At 65.6% G+C, this 19,611-nt stretch carries 20 protein-coding genes and 1 pseudogene; 12 read left to right on the top strand and 9 right to left on the bottom strand.

Annotated features, from left to right (window positions below):
* Positions 1-5: 5 nt before the first annotated feature.
* On the bottom strand, positions 6-167 hold the full coding sequence (locus MYCSM_RS37135) for a hypothetical protein (protein WP_015306545.1): 162 nt from the start codon (positions 165-167) through the stop codon (positions 6-8).
* 93 nt (positions 168-260) lie between these two features.
* Between MYCSM_RS37135 and MYCSM_RS12620 the strand changes: the two genes are divergently transcribed.
* Positions 261-842: a DUF3000 domain-containing protein gene (locus MYCSM_RS12620; protein WP_015306544.1), complete on the top strand. Its 582-nt coding sequence runs from the start codon at positions 261-263 to the stop codon at positions 840-842.
* 2 nt (positions 843-844) lie between these two features.
* Positions 845-2,113, top strand: a complete 1,269-nt coding sequence (locus tag MYCSM_RS12615) for an HRDC domain-containing protein (protein ID WP_015306543.1) — start codon at positions 845-847, stop codon at positions 2,111-2,113.
* A 14-nt stretch (positions 2,114-2,127) separates the two neighbouring features.
* Here MYCSM_RS12615 and MYCSM_RS12610 read toward each other — a convergent pair whose 3' ends face one another.
* The 3 genes from MYCSM_RS12610 to nhaA all read right to left on the bottom strand — a co-directional run bounded on the left by MYCSM_RS12610 (position 2,128) and on the right by nhaA (position 6,341).
* The gene (locus MYCSM_RS12610) at positions 2,128-3,024 is read right to left on the bottom strand and encodes an alpha/beta fold hydrolase (RefSeq protein ID WP_015306542.1); all 897 of its coding nucleotides are present in this window, start codon (positions 3,022-3,024) and stop codon (positions 2,128-2,130) included.
* Positions 3,025-3,115: 91 nt separating this feature from the next.
* The gene (gene dxs / locus MYCSM_RS12605) at positions 3,116-5,029 is read right to left on the bottom strand and encodes a 1-deoxy-D-xylulose-5-phosphate synthase (protein ID WP_015306541.1); all 1,914 of its coding nucleotides are present in this window, start codon (positions 5,027-5,029) and stop codon (positions 3,116-3,118) included.
* A gap of 28 nt (positions 5,030-5,057) precedes the next feature.
* Entirely contained in the window at positions 5,058-6,341 is a 1,284-nt protein-coding gene (nhaA, locus tag MYCSM_RS12600) for a Na+/H+ antiporter NhaA (RefSeq protein ID WP_015306540.1), read from the bottom strand.
* A 251-nt stretch (positions 6,342-6,592) separates the two neighbouring features.
* Here nhaA and MYCSM_RS12595 point away from each other — a divergent pair, with 251 nt between their 5' ends.
* From MYCSM_RS12595 to MYCSM_RS12575, 5 genes are all read left to right on the top strand, one after another.
* Positions 6,593-7,036 carry a CBS domain-containing protein gene (locus MYCSM_RS12595; RefSeq protein ID WP_015306539.1) on the top strand — a complete coding sequence of 148 codons (444 nt, stop codon included), beginning with the start codon at positions 6,593-6,595 and terminating at the stop codon, positions 7,034-7,036.
* Between the two features lie 25 nt (positions 7,037-7,061).
* Positions 7,062-8,351, top strand: coding sequence for an SLC13 family permease (locus tag MYCSM_RS12590; protein WP_015306538.1), 1,290 nt, complete (start codon positions 7,062-7,064; stop codon positions 8,349-8,351).
* Between the two features lie 5 nt (positions 8,352-8,356).
* Entirely contained in the window at positions 8,357-9,004 is a 648-nt protein-coding gene (locus MYCSM_RS12585) for a TIGR03085 family metal-binding protein (protein ID WP_041313900.1), read from the top strand.
* A 93-nt stretch (positions 9,005-9,097) separates the two neighbouring features.
* The gene (locus MYCSM_RS12580) at positions 9,098-9,583 is read left to right on the top strand and encodes a hypothetical protein (protein ID WP_015306536.1); all 486 of its coding nucleotides are present in this window, start codon (positions 9,098-9,100) and stop codon (positions 9,581-9,583) included.
* Positions 9,584-9,620: 37 nt separating this feature from the next.
* The gene (locus MYCSM_RS12575; RefSeq protein ID WP_015306535.1) at positions 9,621-10,097 is read left to right on the top strand and encodes an Lrp/AsnC family transcriptional regulator; all 477 of its coding nucleotides are present in this window, start codon (positions 9,621-9,623) and stop codon (positions 10,095-10,097) included.
* Positions 10,098-10,150: 53 nt separating this feature from the next.
* On the opposite strand, the pseudogene MYCSM_RS12570 reads toward MYCSM_RS12575, so the two are convergent.
* Both MYCSM_RS12570 and MYCSM_RS12565 read right to left on the bottom strand, forming a co-directional pair.
* Positions 10,151-10,610: pseudogene (locus MYCSM_RS12570) on the bottom strand (MSMEG_6728 family protein).
* Between the two features lie 41 nt (positions 10,611-10,651).
* A complete protein-coding gene (locus MYCSM_RS12565) occupies positions 10,652-11,104 on the bottom strand; it encodes an SRPBCC family protein (protein WP_015306534.1) in 453 nt (150 codons plus the stop codon).
* 63 nt (positions 11,105-11,167) lie between these two features.
* Between MYCSM_RS12565 and MYCSM_RS12560 the strand changes: the two genes are divergently transcribed.
* The 3 genes from MYCSM_RS12560 to MYCSM_RS12550 are packed head-to-tail and all read left to right on the top strand — an operon-like array spanning position 11,168 to position 12,506.
* Positions 11,168-11,722 carry a TIGR03086 family metal-binding protein gene (locus tag MYCSM_RS12560; RefSeq protein ID WP_015306533.1) on the top strand — a complete coding sequence of 185 codons (555 nt, stop codon included), beginning with the start codon at positions 11,168-11,170 and terminating at the stop codon, positions 11,720-11,722.
* Positions 11,719-12,042, top strand: coding sequence for an ArsR/SmtB family transcription factor (locus MYCSM_RS12555; RefSeq protein ID WP_015306532.1), 324 nt, complete (start codon positions 11,719-11,721; stop codon positions 12,040-12,042). The genes MYCSM_RS12560 and MYCSM_RS12555 overlap by 4 nt, the downstream gene beginning before the upstream one ends.
* Positions 12,039-12,506 (top strand): SRPBCC family protein, encoded by a 468-nt coding sequence (locus MYCSM_RS12550; RefSeq protein WP_015306531.1) that lies wholly within the window; start codon positions 12,039-12,041, stop codon positions 12,504-12,506. The genes MYCSM_RS12555 and MYCSM_RS12550 overlap by 4 nt, the downstream gene beginning before the upstream one ends.
* A 303-nt stretch (positions 12,507-12,809) precedes the next feature.
* Here the strand turns inward: MYCSM_RS12550 and MYCSM_RS12540 are convergent, their stop codons facing one another.
* The 3 genes from MYCSM_RS12540 to MYCSM_RS12530 are packed head-to-tail and all read right to left on the bottom strand — an operon-like array spanning position 12,810 to position 18,176.
* Positions 12,810-14,921 (bottom strand): catalase, encoded by a 2,112-nt coding sequence (locus MYCSM_RS12540; RefSeq protein ID WP_041311952.1) that lies wholly within the window; start codon positions 14,919-14,921, stop codon positions 12,810-12,812.
* 37 nt (positions 14,922-14,958) lie between these two features.
* Entirely contained in the window at positions 14,959-16,185 is a 1,227-nt protein-coding gene (locus tag MYCSM_RS12535) for a class I SAM-dependent RNA methyltransferase (RefSeq protein ID WP_015306528.1), read from the bottom strand.
* Complete coding sequence (locus MYCSM_RS12530) at positions 16,182-18,176, bottom strand: APC family permease (RefSeq protein WP_015306527.1); 1,995 nt, start codon at positions 18,174-18,176, stop codon at positions 16,182-16,184. The genes MYCSM_RS12535 and MYCSM_RS12530 overlap by 4 nt, the downstream gene beginning before the upstream one ends.
* 97 nt (positions 18,177-18,273) lie before the next feature.
* Here MYCSM_RS12530 and MYCSM_RS12525 point away from each other — a divergent pair, with 97 nt between their 5' ends.
* Positions 18,274-18,948 carry a potassium channel family protein gene (locus MYCSM_RS12525; RefSeq protein WP_015306526.1) on the top strand — a complete coding sequence of 225 codons (675 nt, stop codon included), beginning with the start codon at positions 18,274-18,276 and terminating at the stop codon, positions 18,946-18,948.
* Positions 18,945-19,610, top strand: a complete 666-nt coding sequence (locus MYCSM_RS12520) for a potassium channel family protein (protein ID WP_015306525.1) — start codon at positions 18,945-18,947, stop codon at positions 19,608-19,610. The genes MYCSM_RS12525 and MYCSM_RS12520 overlap by 4 nt, the downstream gene beginning before the upstream one ends.
* The last annotated feature ends 1 nt before the right edge of the window (position 19,611 follow it).

Below are 19,611 nucleotides of genomic sequence, written 5' to 3'. Positions count from 1 at the left end.
CGGGCTCAGCCGCGTTGATCGTCATCCTCGCCTTGCTGCGCCAGATCGGGCGGCCACGGCCGCAGCCCTCGCACGGCCGGATCGGCCTGAATCTGGGACTTTCCTGGCTGGTCGTCGCGGTCGAGGCGGGCGATTTCCTCGATGGGCTGAGCAACCCGTTCCGGCATCGTTTCATCGTCTCATCTGCGGCGCAGGCGTCGCGCGCACGAAATCGGCGCGCCTGCGCACAGACCAGCCAAGATGGTCTAGCGTCAAACGGCATGACCACCGCCGAACCGGATCAGTTCCGTGAAGCGGTGGCGGCGATGAATGCCACCACCGTACGGCCGGAAATCGAGCTCGGCCCGATCCGCCCGCCGCAGCGGCTGGCGCCGTACAGCTACGCGCTGGGCGCCGAGGTCCGGCACCCCGAGACCGCCATCGTCCCCGAGCGCTCGGAGGGCGATGCGTTCGGCAGGCTGATCCTGCTGCACGACCCTGAGGGCGCCGAGGCGTGGGACGGCACCATGCGGCTGGTCGCCTACATCCAGGCCGACCTCGACCCGAGCGAAGCCGTCGACCAGTTGCTGCCCGACGTCGCGTGGAGCTGGCTTGTCGAGGCGCTGCAGTCGCGCGCCGAACATGTCACGGCGTTGGGCGGCACGGTCACCGCCACCACGTCGGTGCGCTACGGCGACATCTCCGGGCCTCCGCGCGCGCATCAGCTGGAGCTGCGGGCCTCCTGGACGGCGACGACGCTGGAACTCGGGCCGCATGTGCAGGCGTTCTGCGAGGTGCTCGAGCACGCGGCGGGCCTGCCTCCAGCGGGGGTCACCGACCTGAGCTCCCGCACGCGCGCCTGACGATGCAGGACTCCCCCGGGGATGACCCAGACGCCGCGGCCGCTGCTGAACCAGAAGCCGAGGCCACCCCACTGCTGGCGCCGCGTGACGGAGTGCCGCCACTATCGATCAGCCGAACCGAAATAGCAAGGGCCGCAGATGTTTTGGCTTCCGGACATGGACCGTTCGCGGTTGATGCCGAGCGGGCGTCGGGCTTCAGGTACTCCAACCGCGCGTACCTGGTGCAGATCCGCCGCGCCGGTGCAGGCACGGTGCTGATCGATCCGGTGAACCACGGCCACGACCCGATCGAGACGCTGGCGCCGATCGCCGAGGTGCTCGCCACCGACGAGTGGGTGTTGCACGCGGCCGATCAGGATCTGCCGTGTCTGGCCGAGATCGGCATCAGGCCACCAAAGCTGTATGACACCGAGTTGGCGGGCAGGCTGGCCGGCTATGACCGGGTGAATCTGGCGGCGATGGTGCAGCGATTGCTTGGCCTACAGCTGATGAAGGGACACGGCGCCGCCGATTGGTCGAAGCGTCCGCTTCCTGACGAATGGCTGAACTATGCGGCCCTGGACGTCGAGGTGCTGCTCGATTTGCGCGACGCGATTGCCGATGTGCTGGCTGAGCAGGGCAAAACCGATTGGGCCGCACAGGAATTCGAGTTCGTTCGGACGTACGAGGCGACGCCGACGCGACGAGATCGCTGGCGACGCACGTCGGGCATTCACAAGGTACGCAACCCGCGGGCGCTGGCCGCGGTGCGGGAGTTGTGGCAGACGCGCGACCACATCGCCCGTCGCCGCGATATCGCGCCGGGGCGGATCCTGCCCGACGCCGCAATCATCAACGCCGCCACCGTCAATCCGGACAGCATCGAGAAGCTGACGGAGCTTCCGGTGTTCGGCGGCAACCGGCAACGCCGCAGCGCGCAGGTGTGGCTGGATGCGCTGGCCCGCGCACGGATCGTGGATCCGCCGGACGCGCAGGAGCCGTCGAACGGCCCGCCGCCTGCGTCGCGCTGGTCTCGGCGTAAGCCAGAAGCGGCCGTCCGGCTGGAGACCGCGCGGGCGGTGTTGACCGAACTGTCGCAACGGGTTTCGGTGCCAACGGAGAACCTGCTCTCCCCCGAATTGGTGCGCCGGCTGTGCTGGGACTGGAAGCCGGTCGACGATGTCGCCGCGGCGGTCGACGAGTTTTTGCGCGACGCCGGCGCGCGGCCGTGGCAGCGCGAGCTGACCGTGCCGGTATTGGCCGAGGCACTTTCCGAGCGCGAGCAGAAATAGACGGGTGGTGCGGACTAGGCGATTCGGTCGATGTGAGCGAGGAAGTGTTCGAGCACCGCGTCGGGCGCCTCGATCTGCGGCCAGTGCCCGATGTTGTCGTCGAGCATCACCACGTCGGGATTCGGAATGACCCTCAGGTAGCGCTGCGCCATGTGCCTGCCCGAGTTGGGATCGATCGGGCCGTCGATCAACCGCATCGGGACGGCGGTCTCGCGCATCGCGCGCACCCATCGATTGCGGTGGGCGTAGCGGTCGTTGACGAACCGGCCGACCTTGTGGGTCACCCGCTTGCCGTCGTTGTATTCGAGGATCTCGTGAAACAGGTCGAGCATGCGTCGCGACGGCTTGGTGTCGGGCCCGAACATCTCGTTGATCGTCGGTTCGATGATTCGCTTTGACAGCGGGCTGCCCTGAAGCGGACTCAGCAAGTCCCCCAGCGGTGTACGCGACAACACCTTCTGCATCAGCCGCGGTGTGTATGCCTCATTGAACAAGCCGCCGTTGAGCCAGGTGATCGAGTCGATCCGCAGTGCGCCGTAGGCAGGTTGGCCGAACTCGTGGCGCGCCAACAGCTCTTGGCCGACCGAGTCCCCGATGTCGTGGGCCAGGATGTGCGCCGACTCGACACCGAGGTGCGCCAGCAACGCCTCGTGCATGTCGGCGTGGTCGTGAACCGAGTACTGGTAGGCGAACGGCTTGTCGGAGAATCCCATGCCGAGCATGTCGGGCGCGATAACGGTGAATCGCTCGGTCAGCCTGTCCCACAGCGGCGCCCAGTCACACGAGTTGAACGGATAACCGTGGATGAGCAGCAGATTCGGCCCGTGTCCCTCGGTGCGGTAGAAGATGTTGAAGCCCAGGTAGTCGAAGTACTCGCCCGCGGCTTTCCAGCGCTTCAACTCCGCGTCCATTGCCGCAGCCTAGCTGCTCGCCCAGTGGCCACTTGTGTCACGCGCACACGCGAAATGCGTGCAATAACTGGCCACTCGCCGATGGCAAAGGCTAGTCGAGGCGCTCGCTGACGGCAGGCTCCGTGGTATGCGCGCCGAGCGCGGCCACCCAGCCCGTGATTTGGCGGGCGATGTTGCGGTCAGTCAGGCCGACATCGGCCAGCACCTCACCGCGCGACGCCTGCGCGAAGAACTCCTGCGGTAACCCGACGTCGCGGCACGGCACGTCGATCTCGGCGTGCCGCAGCGCCGCCGATACGGCCGAGCCGACGCCGCCTGCAACGCCGTTGTCCTCGACTGTCACCACCAGCTTGTGCGCGCGGGCCAGCTCACCTATCGCGTCCGGCACCGGCAGCACCCAGCGCGGGTCGACCACGGTCACACCGATGCCCTGGTTGCGCAGCAGCTCGGCGACCGTCAGCGCCATCGACGCAAACGGGCCGATGGCCACCAGCAACACGTCGTCTGAAAGACCGTCCGCGGGCACGGCGAGCACGTCGACATCGCCGCGGCGTTCGAGCGCCGGTATGTCTTCGCCGACATCACCTTTGGGGAACCGAATGGCGGTCGGGCCGTCGTTGATGTCCAGCGCCTCGCCGAGTTCCTCGCGCAGCCGGGTACCGTCGCGCGGCGCCGCGACACGCATCCCCGGCACGATGCCCAGCATCGACATGTCCCACATGCCGTTGTGGCTGGCGCCGTCGGGGCCGGTGACGCCCGATCTGTCGAGCACCATGGTCACCGGCAGCTTGTGCAGCGCGACGTCCATCATGACCTGGTCGAACGCCCGGTTCAGGAACGTCGAGTAGATGGCCACCACCGGATGCATGCCGCCCATCGCCAGCCCGGCCGCCGACGTCATCGCGTGCTGTTCGGCGATGCCGACGTCGAAGAACCGGTCAGGGAAACGCTGCCGGAAGCTGGTCAGCCCCGTCGGACCCGGCATCGCCGCCGTGATCGCCACGACATCGCGTCGCCGCGAGGCATAGCCGATCAGCGCGTCGGAGAACGCCGAGGTCCAGCCCGGCCCGGGCACCGACGTCGCAAGGCCGGTCTCGGGATCGATCACACCGCATGAGTGCATCTGGTCGGCCTCGTCGTTCTCGGCCGGCGGGTAACCCATGCCCTTGCGGGTGACGACGTGCACGATCACCGGCGCGTTGAAGCCCCTGGCGCTGCGCAGCGCACTTTCCACCGCGTGCTGGTCGTGCCCGTCGATCGGGCCGACGTACTTCAGCCCGAGGTCGGTGAACATCACCTGCGGCGACAGCGCATCCTTGATGCCCGCCTTGACGCTGTGCAGGCACTGGTAGCAGAGTTCGCCCACCAGCGGCACGCCTCGCAGGGCCCGCTTGCCCTCGTCGAGCACCTTCTCGTAGCCCGGCTGCAGCCGCAGCCCGGCGAGGTGCTCGGCGAACCCGCCGATGGTCGGGGCGTAGCTGCGGCCGTTGTCGTTGACGACGATCACGACCGGCCTGCGCGCCGCGGCGATGTTGTTCAGCGCCTCCCAGCACATGCCGCCTGTCAGGGCGCCGTCGCCGACGACCGCGACCACGTGCCGGTTGCGATGCCCGGACAGCTCGAACGCCTTGGCAAGGCCATCGGCATACGACAGCGCCGAGCTCGCGTGGCTGGACTCCACCCAGTCGTGCTCGCTCTCGCTGCGCGACGGATAGCCCGAAAGACCACCCTTTTTGCGAAGCGTGTCGAAGTCATGGCTGCGGCCCGTGAGCATCTTGTGCACATAGGACTGATGTCCGGTGTCGAAGATGATCGGATCGTGCGGCGAATCGAACACGCGATGCAGGGCAAGCGTGAGCTCCACCACACCGAGGTTGGGGCCTAGGTGCCCGCCGGTGGCAGCGACCTTGTGGATCAGGAACTCGCGGATTTCCTGTGCCAGATCGCTCAGCTGCGACTGCGAAAGGTGCTGCAGATCGGCGGGACCGCGGATCTGTTCAAGCATTCGGTCAGTCTACGCAGAGGCGCTGGCCTCAGTCCTGTCGAGCTTGGTAGATGTCGGGCACACCATCGTGGTCCGCGTCCGCAGTCTCGAATTCATGGATTCGCCGGTAGGCGGCGTTTCGGCTCAACAACACCACCGACGCCAATACACCTGCGATAACGGACCCGACCAGCACACCGATCTTGACGTCATCGCCCGTCGGCGTGCCGTATCCGAACGCAAGTTCACCGATCAATAACGAAACGGTGAAACCGATGCCCGCCAGTAGCGACACGCCGAGCACGTCGCGCCACGCGAGGTCGTCGTCGAGGTTGGCGTGGGTGAACTTGGCCAACAAAAACGCGGTGACGAACACGCCGAGAGGTTTGCCGATGACCAGCCCCGCGATCACCCCATCGGTGACGGGATGCAGCAGCGCGTCACCGAGACCGGACCAGCCGCCCACCGTCACACCGGCGGCGAAGAATGCGAAGACTGGTACGGCGAAGGCCGCCGACACCGGCCGCAGCTTGTGTTCGAACAATTCGGCGGTGGGGTGGCCGAGGCTGCCTAGCACAGGGACGGTGAAGCCGAGGACCACCCCAGCGACCGTCGCGTGCACGCCGCTGGTATGCACCAGGGCCCAGGCGACCACGGCCAGCGGCATCAACGCCCACCAACGATGAATCCCGCGCTGCACCGCGAGCCCGAACAGTCCTATCGGGATCAGCGCGAGCGCGAGCGGACCGAGGGCCAGATGATCCGTATAGAAGATCGCAATAACGGTGATGGCGAGAAGGTCATCGACAACGGCGAGCGTCAGCAGGAAGGTTCGCAGCGCGGTCGGCAGGTGCGTGGACAACACAGCCAGCACGGCAACTGCGAACGCGATGTCGGTCGCGATCGGCACCGCCCATCCGTCGAGGTTCTCGGGATGCCCGCTGGCCACGTTGATCGCAATGAAGATCGCAGCGGGTACGACCATCCCGCCGACCGCCGCCGCGATTGGCAAGGCGGCCCGGCGCGGATCGCGCAGGTCACCGGCAACGAATTCACGCTTGAGTTCGAGTCCCACGACGAAGAAGAAGATCGCCAGCAGTCCGTCGGCTGCCCACTGCGACAGGGACAAGCGCAGATGCAAGGTCTGGGGTCCGAACGCGAAGTCCGACACTGAGCGGTACGCCTGCGCCCACGGCGAATTGGCCCATACCAGTGCGGCGCCTGCGGCAATCAGCAGCAGCACGCCGCCGACGGTCTCTCTACGAAGGATTTCGGAAAAACGTTGCGTCTCCGACCACGAGCCGCGCGTCAGCAGACGGAGGGGCTTGGGCATTGCCGAGAGTCTAATGATCGAGCGTCCGCGCGTCCGAATGCATTTCTAGTTGCCTCGCAGTGCCGTTTGCGGCATCTTTACGTGAGGAGCGCCGGGAAGTCTGGTCGGCAGTCGCACCGCAGGTGCCGACTTGAACGACGGCCGCGGGAGTTACCAGATGGCGCTGCAATCGCAATTTGGCAGACTACCGGCCCGCCAAGAATCCATATGGATTTGTGCTCATTGGCACTGCCGCGTCGTAGCGTTGACGTATGAGGGCGGAGCAGATCGCCGAGGACTTCCCAGCAGTTGCACTGAATTCCAGTGCGCTCGAGGCGGTCCGACTGTTGGCCACCCGACGGCTGCCCGGGCTGGTCGTCACGGACGTGAACGGGACTCCGGTGACGATCCTGCCTGCTTCGCAAGTCGTCCGCCTGCTCGTGCCGCCGTACGTCCTGGACGATCCTTCGCTCGCGGGAGTGTTGAGCGAGCCGATGGCCGACCGTGTTGCGGACAAGCTGAGCGACAAGACTGTCGAGTCGGTGCTGCCAAAACCGCCGCCCGATATGACGACGGTGAAGGCGGACGACACCATCGTCGAAGTGGCCGCCGCCATGGCGCGCAACCGGTCGCCGCTGGCCGCAGTGATGGGAGGCCAAGGACTCGTCGGTGTCATCACGGCTACCCACCTGCTCGAGGTGGTTCTCGCGCACTGAGCCCCGCTAGCCTGAGGGTGTTGCGGTGGCGATCGTCGCACTAGGCGTCTTCATCGTCGCCTACACCTTGATCGCGACCGAGCGCATCCACAAGGTCAAGGTCGCGCTCGGCGGCGCCGCGGTGGTGCTAGCGCTGGGCATCGTCGACTCCCAGGACGTTTTCTACTCCCACGAGACCGGAATCGATTGGGACGTAATCTTTCTGCTGCTGGGCACGATGGTCATCGTCGGCGTGCTCCGACAGACGGGTGGCTTCGAGTACGCCGCGATCTGGGCGGCGAAGCGGGCCGGCGGTTCCCCGCTGAGGGTGATGATTCTTCTCGTCCTCATCACCGCGACGGCCTCGGCGGTGCTGCCCAACGTGACCATCGTGCTGCTGATGGCACCAGTGACGCTGTTGGTGTGCGACCGCCTTGACATCAACCCGATCCCCTTTCTCATTGCCGAAGTGCTCGCGTCCAACATCGGTGGTGTATCGACGCTGATCGGCGATCCCCCGAACATCATCATCGGGAGCCGAGCGCACCTGTCGTTCAACGACTTTCTGATCCATCTTGCGCCCGTGGCGATCATCGCGATGGTGGCATTCGTGGCGGCACTCCCGTTTCTGTTCCGCGGAACGTTTGGTGTGCACGCCGACCGGGTCGCCGAGGTGATGTCACTCAACGAACGTGAGGCGATCCGCGATGTGCGGCTACTGGCCAAGTCGGGTGTCGTGTTGGCTGGAGTGATCACCGCGTTGGTCGCGAGCTCGGCCATCCACGTCGAGCCCTCCATCGTGGCGCTCATCGGTGCCGGTGTGTTGGTGATCATCTCCGGCCTGGAAAGTGTCCACTATCTGGCCAGCGTCGAATGGGAGACACTGTTGTTCTTCGCCGGATTGTTCATCCTCGTGGGCTCGTTGGTGAAGACGGGGGTGATCGCGAATCTGGCCCGGCTGGCGGGCGACGTCACCGGTGGCGACCCGCTGTTGGCGACGATGTTGATACTCGTCGTCTCCGCGGTGCTCTCGGGCCTGATCGACAACATCCCGTACGTCGCCACCATGACCCCGGTGGTCGCCGACCTCGCGACCACCATTCCCAATCCCGGCCACGTGCAGGCCATGTGGTGGGCCCTGGCCATCGGGGCCGGCTTCGGTGGGAACATGACTGCGGTCGGCGCGAGCGCAAACGTAGTAATGGTCGGAATCGCCGGACGCGAGGGGTACCCGGTCGGGTTCTGGCAGTTCACCCGCAAGGGATTTGTGGTGACAGTGCTGACTGTCGCGGTGTCGGCCCCCTATTTGTGGTTGCGCTACTTCGTCTTCGGCTGATGAACATGGCGAATCTTCCGTTTGACGCACAGGAGCGACTTGCGATGTGCGATCTCTTCGATGAACTCGGAGCTGACGCACCCACTCTGCTGAACGGCTGGACCGCCGAAGACCTTGCCGCCCATCTCGTGCTGCGCGAACACGACCTCATCGCCGGGCCCTGCCTGGTCCTACCCGGTCTGTTCCAACGGTTCGGCGAGCGACGCAGAGCGAAACTAACGAGGCAGAGACAGTTCGAGTTGCTGGTCGCACAGATCCGCTCGGGACCTCCGCCGGGCTTCTTCCGGATCGGCTGGGTCCGCGCGGGACCGAGCCTCAACGAGTTCTTCGTCCATCACGAGGATTTGCGCAGAGCCAACGGCTTGGGCCCGCGCGACTCCCTGGCGTCCGCACTCGAGGAAGCCTTGTGGCGGAACGTCTGCCAAGGGAGTCGCTACTTGAGCCGCCGCCTGCGAGACATCGGACTTGAGATCGAATGGGCGGGAACCGACAAGCGGTTCACGGTGCGACGGGCTCATCGGGGGGCAGTGCTCAGTGGGCGGCCTGGTGAACTGCTGTTGTACATCTTCGGCAGGCAGGCTGCGGCGCGGGTTGAGGTGACCGGACCGCCGAAGGCTGTTGCCACTTTCCGCCGGACGCGCTTCGGGATGTGAGCCACGAGGCCCTATCGGAGATTCCGTCGTTTGGAACGCTGGTACCAAAGGTAGCGGCCAGTCATGGGCGTTTCTCGGATACCGTGAATCGTCATGATCATCGAACGACAGAGCGTTGTCGATGCGCCGGCCGAGCAGGTCTGGGCGCGCGTGGTCACGCCGGAAGGCATCAACGACGAGGTACGGCCGTGGATGACCATGTCCATGCCGCGTGGCGCGGAATCGCTGACCGTCGACAATGTGCCGGTCGGCGTCCCGATCGGCCGGTGCTGGTTGCGGCTGTTCGGTCTGTTGCCGTTCGACTATGACCTGTTGACCATCGCCGAACTGGAGCCCGGCCGCGGTTTCGACGAGCAATCCACGATGATGAGCATGCGCACATGGCGGCACCAACGCACGGTGACACCCGACGGCGACGCCAAAACCGTTGTGCGGGACCACATCACATTCCAGCTCCGCGCTCCCCTGCGTCCCGCTACGCCGATCGTCGCAGCAGGACTGCGTGCCCTGTTCGGCCACCGACACCGGCGACTTCAGCGGCATTTCACTATTTCCCAGCGACACGGGCAAACCGAATAACCGCACACGACGTTAGCTACCGTGCACAATCAGGGCCATGGCTGACATCGGTGTTACCACGCAGAAGCCGCCGCTGGATCACACCTCCAAGGCCATCATCTACGCACTACAGCGAGACGGTCGGCGGCCGTACTCGGCCATCGCCGAGGAGGTCGGCATCTCCGAGGGCGCGGTGCGGCAGCGGGTGCAGCGCCTGGTGAGCGCCGGCGTCATGCAGATCGTCGCCGTCACCGACCCGACAGAACTGGGCTTCGGGCGCGAAGCGATGATCGGGATCAGCTGCTCGGGCGACAGCCTGCAGGTCGCCGAAAAGCTGACGCAGATCGACGAGATCGACTACGTGGTGCTGACGGCGGGCAGATTCGACATCGTGGTCGAGGTGGTGTGTGAGGACGACGCGCAGCTGCTCGACATTCTCAACACCCGCATCCGCTCGCTACCCGGGGTATACCTTGCCGAAACCCTGGTCTACCTGAGAACGCTTAAGCAGCAATACAACTGGGGCACGCGCTAGCTCAGCAGGCCCAATTCACGTGATACGGCCGAACAGCCCACAAACCCACTGACCTACGGATCCGTGCGGCGTGGCCGGTCGGAATTCGGCCACACGTACGGGAGATCGTCGGGGATGTCGGTGAGGATCGGCCGATAGCGGGACGGGTCCTTGCGCACAAGGGCCGACTGACTGCGGTGGAACGACGGATGGGCCAGGGCGGCAGTTCACCGGCAGCTGCCAGATCCGCCTGCACGCGTGGCGACGAGAGGCCGGTGCCGCGTGTCAGGTCGGCAACGAGGGTGCCCCCGCACGTGTCGACGCTACCGAGGTCGCACCAAATGGCGCAGATGTCGAGCCCTCAAGGACCGGCGCCTCTTCGTATCCCGCCCACATCTTCGCAGCGGGATGACGGCGCCATCCTTCGCCTGCGACGGTGAGCACACGCAGCATCTGAATGGTCTCGACCCGCTGCTTGCCAAGGCGGCGCTTGTCGAGCACACGCGCCGTATCACCGAAGTCGGCGGAGACCAGGAAATCCGCACCGCACTTGGCTACCCGCTATCGATCGTGAGTCAGCGAGGGTCTTGCGATTCGAGGATGGCCTTGAGACGCTCGAGGTCTTTGCTGTTCGCGCGCTTCATCGCCCGCGCCATCATCGGGGCCACGATCCCCGTGAAGCCGGAGGGTTCGCCGCGATTGCGCAGCTTCATCAGCGTGGAATCGGTTGTGACGTCGAACCACTCGTATGTCGTCTCCATTGGGAACGGTCCTTCGGCAGTGCGCATCACGAAGCGCTGCGCCGGGACGAAATCCACCACCTCGTAGGTGTACTCCAGCGAGCGGCCAAGGAATGCGGCCGTGAACTGGAATTGCGAACCCAGCTCCAACGGACGCGATGTCTTCCACTGGACGCTTTTGATGTTGACGTACCAAGCCGTCGCGTTGTCAGGGTCAGCGGCGTAGGCGGCCACTTCCGAACGACGTCTCTGGATGAGTGTCTCCACGGTGACGTCGAACTCGGCCATACCAACCGCTTACCACGAACCCGACCATTGACACCAATGTTCAGCACATCCTAAATTTAGAACATGCTGAATTATCCGCAACCCCTATCGCTCTACCGTGCCGTCACTGAGCAGGCCACAGTCGCCATCGAAGCGGTCCACTCTGACCAGCTCGCGTTGCCGACGCCGTGCACTGACTGGACCGTCCAGCAACTCATCGATCATCTCGTCGGCGGGACGGAGTACTTGTTGTCGGCCGCGGAAGGCCGCGAAGCCACGCAGTGGGTCGACGCGACGGGTGCCGACTACCGACGCGGCACCGCGGCGGTAATGGATGCGCTCATGCGGCCCGGCGTAATGGACAGAACCTGCATTTCACCACTTGGCTTCGAATGGCCCATCTCGCAGGCCGTCGCCGGAACGTTCATGGATGTGTTGATCCACACGTGGGACCTCGCACGCGCGACCGGCCAGGACGAAGGGCTCGACCCCGAAATGGTGGAGGCGTGTATCGCGATGTTCTTGCCGGAGATGCCGGAGCGAGGTCGCGCCGCCGGAATAATCGGTCCCGCCGTGGAAGTCGGCGCTGACGCCTCGGCACAGGACCGGCTGCTGGCGGCGATGGGACGGCATCCGTGAGCGACCCAGCAGTCGAAGACGCGATCCGCGCGCTGGCACATCCCGGTCGCAGGGCGATGCTGCGCCTGGTATGGGACGAGGAGCGGACCGCGACCGAGCTTGCCGATGCCGCGGGTCTGTCGCCGTCGGCGGCAAGCCAACACCTGAAGCTGTTGCGAGACACAGGATTCATCACGGTGCGCGCAGATGCCACTCGCCGGCTATACCGAGCCGACCTCGCCCGGGTGGCCGAAATCGCCTCGTTTCTCGATGACTTCTGGGCAACTCCCCTAGACCGCCTCCGCGCGGCCGCGGAGAAACGCCCTGGGGGCGCGTCGTGAAGCTCGCCGTCCAGCAGGTCGTCATCCACGCACCTGCCGAGAGGGTGTTCGAATATCTCATCGATCCGGTGCTTTTCGGCCAATGGATGGCCGAAGGCGCCACGCTGGATGCGCAGCCGGGCGGGACAGTGCGCTGGACACATCCGAACGGTGACACCGTTTCAGGTCACTACGTTGAGGTCGATCCGCCCCGCCGCTTGGTGTTCACCTACGGCTGGGAACGCACCGAAGTTCGGATTCCGCCAGGGTCGACCACGGTGGAGATCGACTTGGTAACTCAAAGCGACGGCACGACGCTGGTCACATTGGTGCATCGGGGGCTCGAAGGCGGCGCGGTAGACGCGCACCGCGGTGGATGGGCCCACTATCTGGACCGCCTGTGCAGCGCCGCCGAAGGCCGACCACCGGGGCCCGATCCGTGGGCGGGCCGCCGTGTGCCGACACCGGAGGAGATGGCTCAATGACGCCAGCGTCTGACGAACACTTTTGGGTGCTCGCCGAGCGCCTCTGCGCCGAGCCAAACGTCACACGATCCACCATGATGGGGCTGCCCTGCTTGCGCTGCGATGGCCAGTTCTTCGGTTGTCTTGACCGCCGCAGCGGCGAACTCGTCGTCAAGTTGGCGCAAACGCGGGTGGACAAGTTGGTTGGCGCCGGTCACGCACGCCCGTTCGCACCCGCGGGACGGCGCTTCAGGCAGTGGGCGACGATCAGCGTTGCGCAGCAAGACCTTTGGGGCGACTACCTGGCGGAGGCCATGTCATTCGTCATGCAGGCACCGGATCGGTCGCCCGATCCCAGGCGCGGTGTTTCGCCAACTCCGACGCGAAGGCCTCAGCGAACTCATCGGTGAGGTCGTCTGCAGCGGCGGCGGTCGACACCACCCCGTTCGACACGACGACGTCGGTGTCGTCGGCGAGTTGTTCGGCCACGCCCAGTTTGCGCACCAGGTCGACTCCGGAACCGAAGGCGCCGACGGCCTTCAGATGCTTGTACGCCTCGGTGATGAAATGCATTGCGTAGCCGTCCTTCGACAGCGTTTCATTCGAATCGGGGCCGCAGGGCACCACCACCGCGTCGTAGAGCACCGACGCCATCGTGGTGATAGCCCGGTCAACGGCGACTTCGCCGCCCGACCCGCCGGATAGCGTGCCACCCGCAACGGGCGCCAGCACTTCGACGATCGCGCCGTATTGCGCCATCGCGTCCTTGAACCGCTCAACGCCTTTCGCATCGACACCGTTGGCGGCCAGCACCGCGATCTTGCGGGTTGCGATGCTGTCGGTCGCGGTATTCAGCTGTGACAGCGCCGGCGAGGGCGCCAACTTGTCGTCGACCGGTTCCTCCGCGGGTTGCGGCAGCCCCAGCTTTGCCGCGACCTGGCCGGCCAACTCATGGTCGACGAGGTTGAGCTCATCGACGACGCGCGCGCGGATCTCCGGCGTTTCCACCTTGCCCAATTCGAAGGCGTATGCGTCGACGATGTGTTTGGCCTCGACCGGCGACATGCTCTGCCAGAACATCCTCGCTTGGCTGTAATGATCTTGGAAACTCTTGGCGCGCTGGCGAATCTTGTGACCGTCGACCTTCTCGGTGTAGTGCCGGAACACATCCTCATCCGCCAGCGCAGGGCAGCCGCCACCGAGCGTATTCGGGAAATAGCTGGACCTGCCCTGGGGTATCGCTTGCTGGCCGTACCCATCCTGCTGGTTGGTGCGGACGTCGGCCACCGGCCGGTTGACGGGCAGCTGTGCGAAATTCGGGCCGCCCAACCGGATCAGCTGCGTGTCCAGGTAGGAGAAGTTGCGGAACTGCAGCAGCGGATCGTTGGTGAAGTCGATGCCTGGCACCACATTCGCGGTGTGGAACGCAACTTGCTCTGTCTCGGCAAAGAAGTTCTCCGGGTTGCGGTTCAGCACCATCTTCCCGACCGGTCGCACCGGAACTTGTTCCTCCGGAATGAGTTTCGTCGCGTCGAGCAGATCGAAATCGAAGTTGAACTCGTCGCTTTCACTGACCAGTTGCACGCCGAGCTCCCACTCGGGGAAATCGCCAGTCTCGATGGCCTCCCATAAGTCGCGCCGGTTGAAGTCGGGATCCTTGCCGGCGATCTTCTGACATTCATCCCAAACAAGGGAATGCACACCGAGTTTCGGCTTCCAGTGAAACTTCACGAACGTGCCCTCGCCCTTGGCGTTGACGAAGCGGAACGTGTGCACACCGAATCCCTGCATCATCCGGTAACTGCGCGGCAGGGCGCGGTCCGACATCAGCCACATGATGGTGTGCAGCGTCTCGGGCTGCAGGGAGACGAAGTCCCATAGCGTGTCGTGCGCGGACTGCGCTTGCGGAATCTCGTTGTGCGGCTCCGGTTTCACCGCGTGCACGAAGTCGGGGAACTTGATGCCGTCCTGGATGAAGAACACCGGAAAGTTGTTGCCGACCAGGTCATAGTTGCCCTGCTCGGTATAGAACTTCGTGGCGAAGCCTCGCACGTCGCGGACGGTGTCCGCCGAACCGCGCGACCCCGCAACCGTCGAGAACCTGACGAACACCGGGGTCTGCTTGCCGGGCGTGGTCAGGAACTTCGCGACGGTGTACTCCGCGAGTGAGTCGTCATACGGCTCGAAGTAGCCGTAGGCGCCCGCCCCGCGGGCGTGCACGACGCGTTCGGGGATGCGTTCGTGATCGAAGTGGGTGATCTTCTCCCTGGCGTGGAAGTCCTCCAGCAGCGTGGGGCCGCGTTCGCCGACGGTCAGAGAATCGTCGGTGTGGTCCACCCGGACGCCCTGCTGGGTGGTCAGGTAGCCGGTTTCGCGGCTGACGCGGGACTCGTCGAGTTGGTCTTGCTTTGCGTTGTGGCCATTCTTATCCGCCATGGCGGGGCGGGTACCCACCATCCTCATCGGCAAACGGTCAGCGGGTGAGCACCGCGACGCACTCGACGTGGTGCGTCAGCGGGAACGAGTCGAACACCCGCAGGTCTTCGACGGTGTAGCCGTGCCCGAGGTACAGCCCGACATCGCGGGCGAAGGACGCGGCCTCACAACCGATGTGAATCACCCTTGGTACCTCGGCGGCGGCCAGCATGTCTATCACGTCGCGTCCGGCCCCGGACCGCGGCGGGTCGAGCACCGCGACATCCGCGCGCTCGGTCTGCGCCGACAGCGCACGGCGCACCGAGTCCGTCACCACGGACACCCAACCGAGGTCGGCCAGTGCTGCCCGCGCCGACCGCGAGGCACCACGTGACGTGTCCACGGTGATCACCTTGCCTCGGTCCCCGACCCCCTGTGCCAGCACAGCAGCGAAAACCCCTGCGCCGCCGTACAAATCCCACGCTGTCATACCGGAGTCGAGCTGCGCCCAGCCCGCCACCAGATCGCTGTAGACGCTTGCGGCATCGCGGTGCGACTGCCAAAACGCCGTCACCGGCACCCGCCAGATCCGCTCCCGGACGCGCTGCACGGCCTCGTAGCGGCCCTCGGCCACCAGGGTCGTCGTCTTGCGCCCGGTCCGCGGTCCCGATTGGACGACATGGCGGTTGCCGTCATCGTCGACAACGACGTGCAGCTGCGCGCCCGGCGGCCATCGCCAGTCGTTCAAGCCGTCGAGCATGCCGGCCGGAAGCTGCGCGCAGTCCAGCTCTGTGACCAGCTCCGAGCTGTGGTAACGATGGAAGCCCGCCCGGCCTTCGGCCGTCGTGTCCAGCCTCACCCGCGTCCGCCACCCCGTCGGTTCGCCGTCACCGACCGGCTCGGCGACGGCGGAGTGCTCATCGCCCCATTGGTAGCCGCCCAGCCGGGCCAATTGGTTGGCGACGACTGCACCTTTCAGCCTGCGCGTCGCCTCCGGTTCGGCGAACGCGAGATCGCAGCAGCCGGCGCCGTCCACACCCGCGATCGGGCACAGCGAATCGACGCGGTCGGGCGACGGCTCAATCACCTCGACAGTGTCGGCGTGCCAGTAGGATCCGTGGTCGCCGACCACCCGCACCTTGACCGTCTCGCCGGGCAATGCGTAGCGCACGAATACGACCCGACCCTCGTGGCGCGCCACGCAACTGCCGCCGTTGGCCGGCGGCCCTGCGGTCAGCGTCAGTTCTTCCGGCCAGCGCGGTGCCTCGTCGACCTGTTCGCTCAATCCAGGAAGCCTCTACGTGCGTCGCCCGGAGCCGCATGTGGCTGCATCATCTTGATCCGCTCCGACGAACTCAGTTGCCACGGAACCGAAGTCACCATCACGTTCGGCATGAACAGCAGCCTGCCCTTCAGCCGCAGCGCGCTCTGGTTGTGCAGCACCTGCTCCCACCAGTGCCCAACGACATACTCAGGAATGAACACGGTGACGACGGTGCGCGGTGACTCCTTGCTGACCCGCTTGACGTAATCGAGTACCGGGCGGGTGATTTCACGATACGGCGAGGCAATCACCTTGAGCGGCACGCTGATATCGCTCTCCTCCCAGCGGTGCACCAGCTCACGAGTCTCGGCGTCGTCGACGCTGACCGTGATGGCCTCGAGCACGTCGGGCCGGGTGGCGCGGGCGTAGGCCAGTGCCCGCTTCGTCGGCATATGCAACTTGGACACCAGCACGACGGCGTGGTTGCGGCTGGGCAGGACCATGTCGTCGCCGTGCTCCGCGGCTTGTTGCTCGAGTTCGTGGGCGACGGTGTTGTAGTGCCGGTGAATCGATTTCATGATGATAAACAGCGCGCCCATCGCCAGGATCGCGATCCACGCGCCCGCGACGAACTTCGTCACCACCACGATGATCAGCACGGTCCCGGTGCAGATGCAACCGATCGTGTTGATCACCCGGGACCGCATCATGTGACGGCGCACGGCAGAGTCCGTTTCGGTGCGCAGCAACCGCGTCCAGTGCCGCACCATGCCGATCTGGCTGAGCGTGAACGACACGAACACGCCGACGATGTACAGCTGGATCAGCGCGGTCACCTCGGCGCGGAAGGCCACGACGAACGCGATCGCGGCGAACGCGAGAAACAGGATGCCGTTCGAGAACGCCAGCCGGTCACCGCGGGTGTGCAGCTGACGCGGAAGGTAACTGTCCTGCGCCAGAATCGATCCCAGTACCGGGAAACCATTGAACGCCGTGTTGGCGGCCAGGATCAGGATCAGCGCGGTGACGCCCGCGATCAGGTACAAGCCGACCGGGAAGTCGTGGAACACAGCGTCGGCCAGCTGCGCGATCAGCGTCTTCTGGTGGTAACCCGGTGGTGCTCCGACAAGCTGCGCGGTGGTCTCGGCGACTTTCGCGCCGGTCTCTTTGGCCAACAGGATGATGCCCATGAACAGTGACACCGCGATGGCGCCCAGTAGCAGCAAGGTGGTGGCGGCGTTGCGGGACTTGGGTTTCTGGAACGCGGGCACCCCGTTGCTGATCGCCTCGACGCCGGTCAGCGCCGCGCAGCCGGACGAGAATGCGCGCGCCACCAGGAACACCATCGCGAAGCCGAGCACGTCGCCGTGTTCGGATTGCACCGAGAACGAGGCGGATTCGGCGCGCAGCGGGTTGCCGAGCACGTAGATCTGAAACAGCCCCCACACCAACATGATGTACATGCCGATCATGAACGCGTAGGTGGGGATCGCGAACGCGGTTCCGGACTCCCGGATGCCACGCAGGTTCAACGACGCCAGCACCAGGATCGCGAGGACCGCGAACAACACCTTGTGATGGTTGATGAACGGTATCGCCGAACCGATGTTGGCCATCGCCGACGCCATCGACACCGCAACGGTGAGCACGTAGTCCACCAGCAGCGCGCTGGCCACGGTCAGGCCCGCGGTGGGGCCCAGATTTGTGGTGACGACTTCGTAGTCACCACCGCCGGACGGGTAGGCGTGCACGTTCTGCCGGTAACTGGCGATGACGATGAGCATGACCGCGGCGACGGCCAGCCCGATCCACGGCGCCATCGAGTACGCGCTAAGACCGGCGACGGAGAGCACCAGAAAGATTTCCTCTGGCGCGTAGGCCACCGAGGACAGCGCGTCGGACGCAAACACCGGCAATGCGATGCGCTTGGGTAAGAGCGTGTGAGCGAGCTTGTCGCTGCGAAACGGTCTTCCGAGAACCAACCGGCGTGCAGCGGTCGAAAGCTTGGACACGAGAGCCAAGAGTAAGCCCGACGGCCGTTGGCCGTCGGAAAGCGGTACGGTTCCGAGTGCGCGGGTTCGCCACAGACATGCCGGAAAGGACCATCAGGTGCGTGTAGTGGTCATGGGATGCGGCCGGGTGGGCGCGTCACTGTCAGACAGCCTGGCCCGGATCGGTCACGACGTGGCGGTCATCGATCGCGACAGCACGGCATTTCATCGGCTGTCCCCCGAGTTTCCCGGGGAACGCGTACTCGGCATGGGATTCGACCGCGACGTGCTGCTGCGGTCGGGCATCGAGGAGGCCGGAGCCTTCGCCGCCGTGTCGTCCGGCGACAACTCGAACATCATCTCGGCGCGGGTGGCGCGCGAAACGTTCGGCGTCGAGCGTGTCGTGGCCCGCATCTACGACGCCAAGCGCGCGGCCGTCTATGAGCGCCTCGGCATCCCGACCGTGGCCACCGTGCCGTGGACGACCGACCGGCTCCTCAACCTGCTGACCCGCGAGACCGAGACCACCAAGTGGCGCGACCCGACCGGCAACGTCGGCGTCACCGAGCTGGCGCTGCACGAGGACTGGGTCGGCCACCGGGTCACCGCCCTCGAGACGGCCACCGGCGGTCGCGTCGCATTCGTGATCCGGTTCGGCACCGGGCTGTTGCCGGACCCGAAGACCGTGATCCAGGCCGGCGATCAGGTGTACATGGCGGCGATCGCCGGGCACATCGCCGAAGCACTGGCCATCGCGGCGTTGCCGCCGAGCGAGGATGTCGAGAGCGCATGAAGGTCGCCATCGCCGGGGCAGGGGCCGTCGGCCGCTCCATCGCCCGCGAGCTCGTCGAGAACCACGAGGTGACGCTGCTGGAGCGCAATCCCGACCACATCGACGTCGACGCCATTCCGGCCGCGCACTGGCGCCTCGGCGATGCGTGCGAACTCAGCCTGCTGGAATCGGTCAAGCTCGAGGAGTTCGACGTCGTGATCGCGGCCACCGGCGACGACAAGGTCAACGTGGTGGTCAGCCTGCTGGCCAAGAGCGAATTCGCGGTGCCGCGCGTGGTGGCCCGCGTCAACGATCCGCGCAACGAATGGCTGTTCGACGAAAACTGGGGTGTCGACAAGGCGGTGTCCACGCCGCGCATGCTCGCCTCGCTCGTCGAGGAGGCCGTCGCCGTCGGCGATCTGGTCCGGCTGATCGAGTTCCGCAAGGGCCAGGCCAACCTGGTCGAGATCACCCTGCCCGACGACACACCGTGGGGCGGCAAGCCCGTCAAGCGGCTGGAGCTGCCGCGCGACGCCGCGCTCGTGACGATCCTGCGCGGACCGAGGGTGATCGTGCCGGAGGCCGACGAACCCCTCGAGGGCGGTGACGAACTGTTGTTCGTGGCCACCAGCGAGGTCGAGGACGAGTTGCAGGAACTGCTGCTGCATCCACAGGCGCGCTGAG

It is taken from the genome of Mycobacterium sp. JS623 (assembly GCF_000328565.1).
Taxonomy (GTDB): Bacteria; Actinomycetota; Actinomycetes; order Mycobacteriales; family Mycobacteriaceae; genus Mycobacterium.
This window is presented reverse-complemented; position numbering and strand designations above follow the sequence as displayed.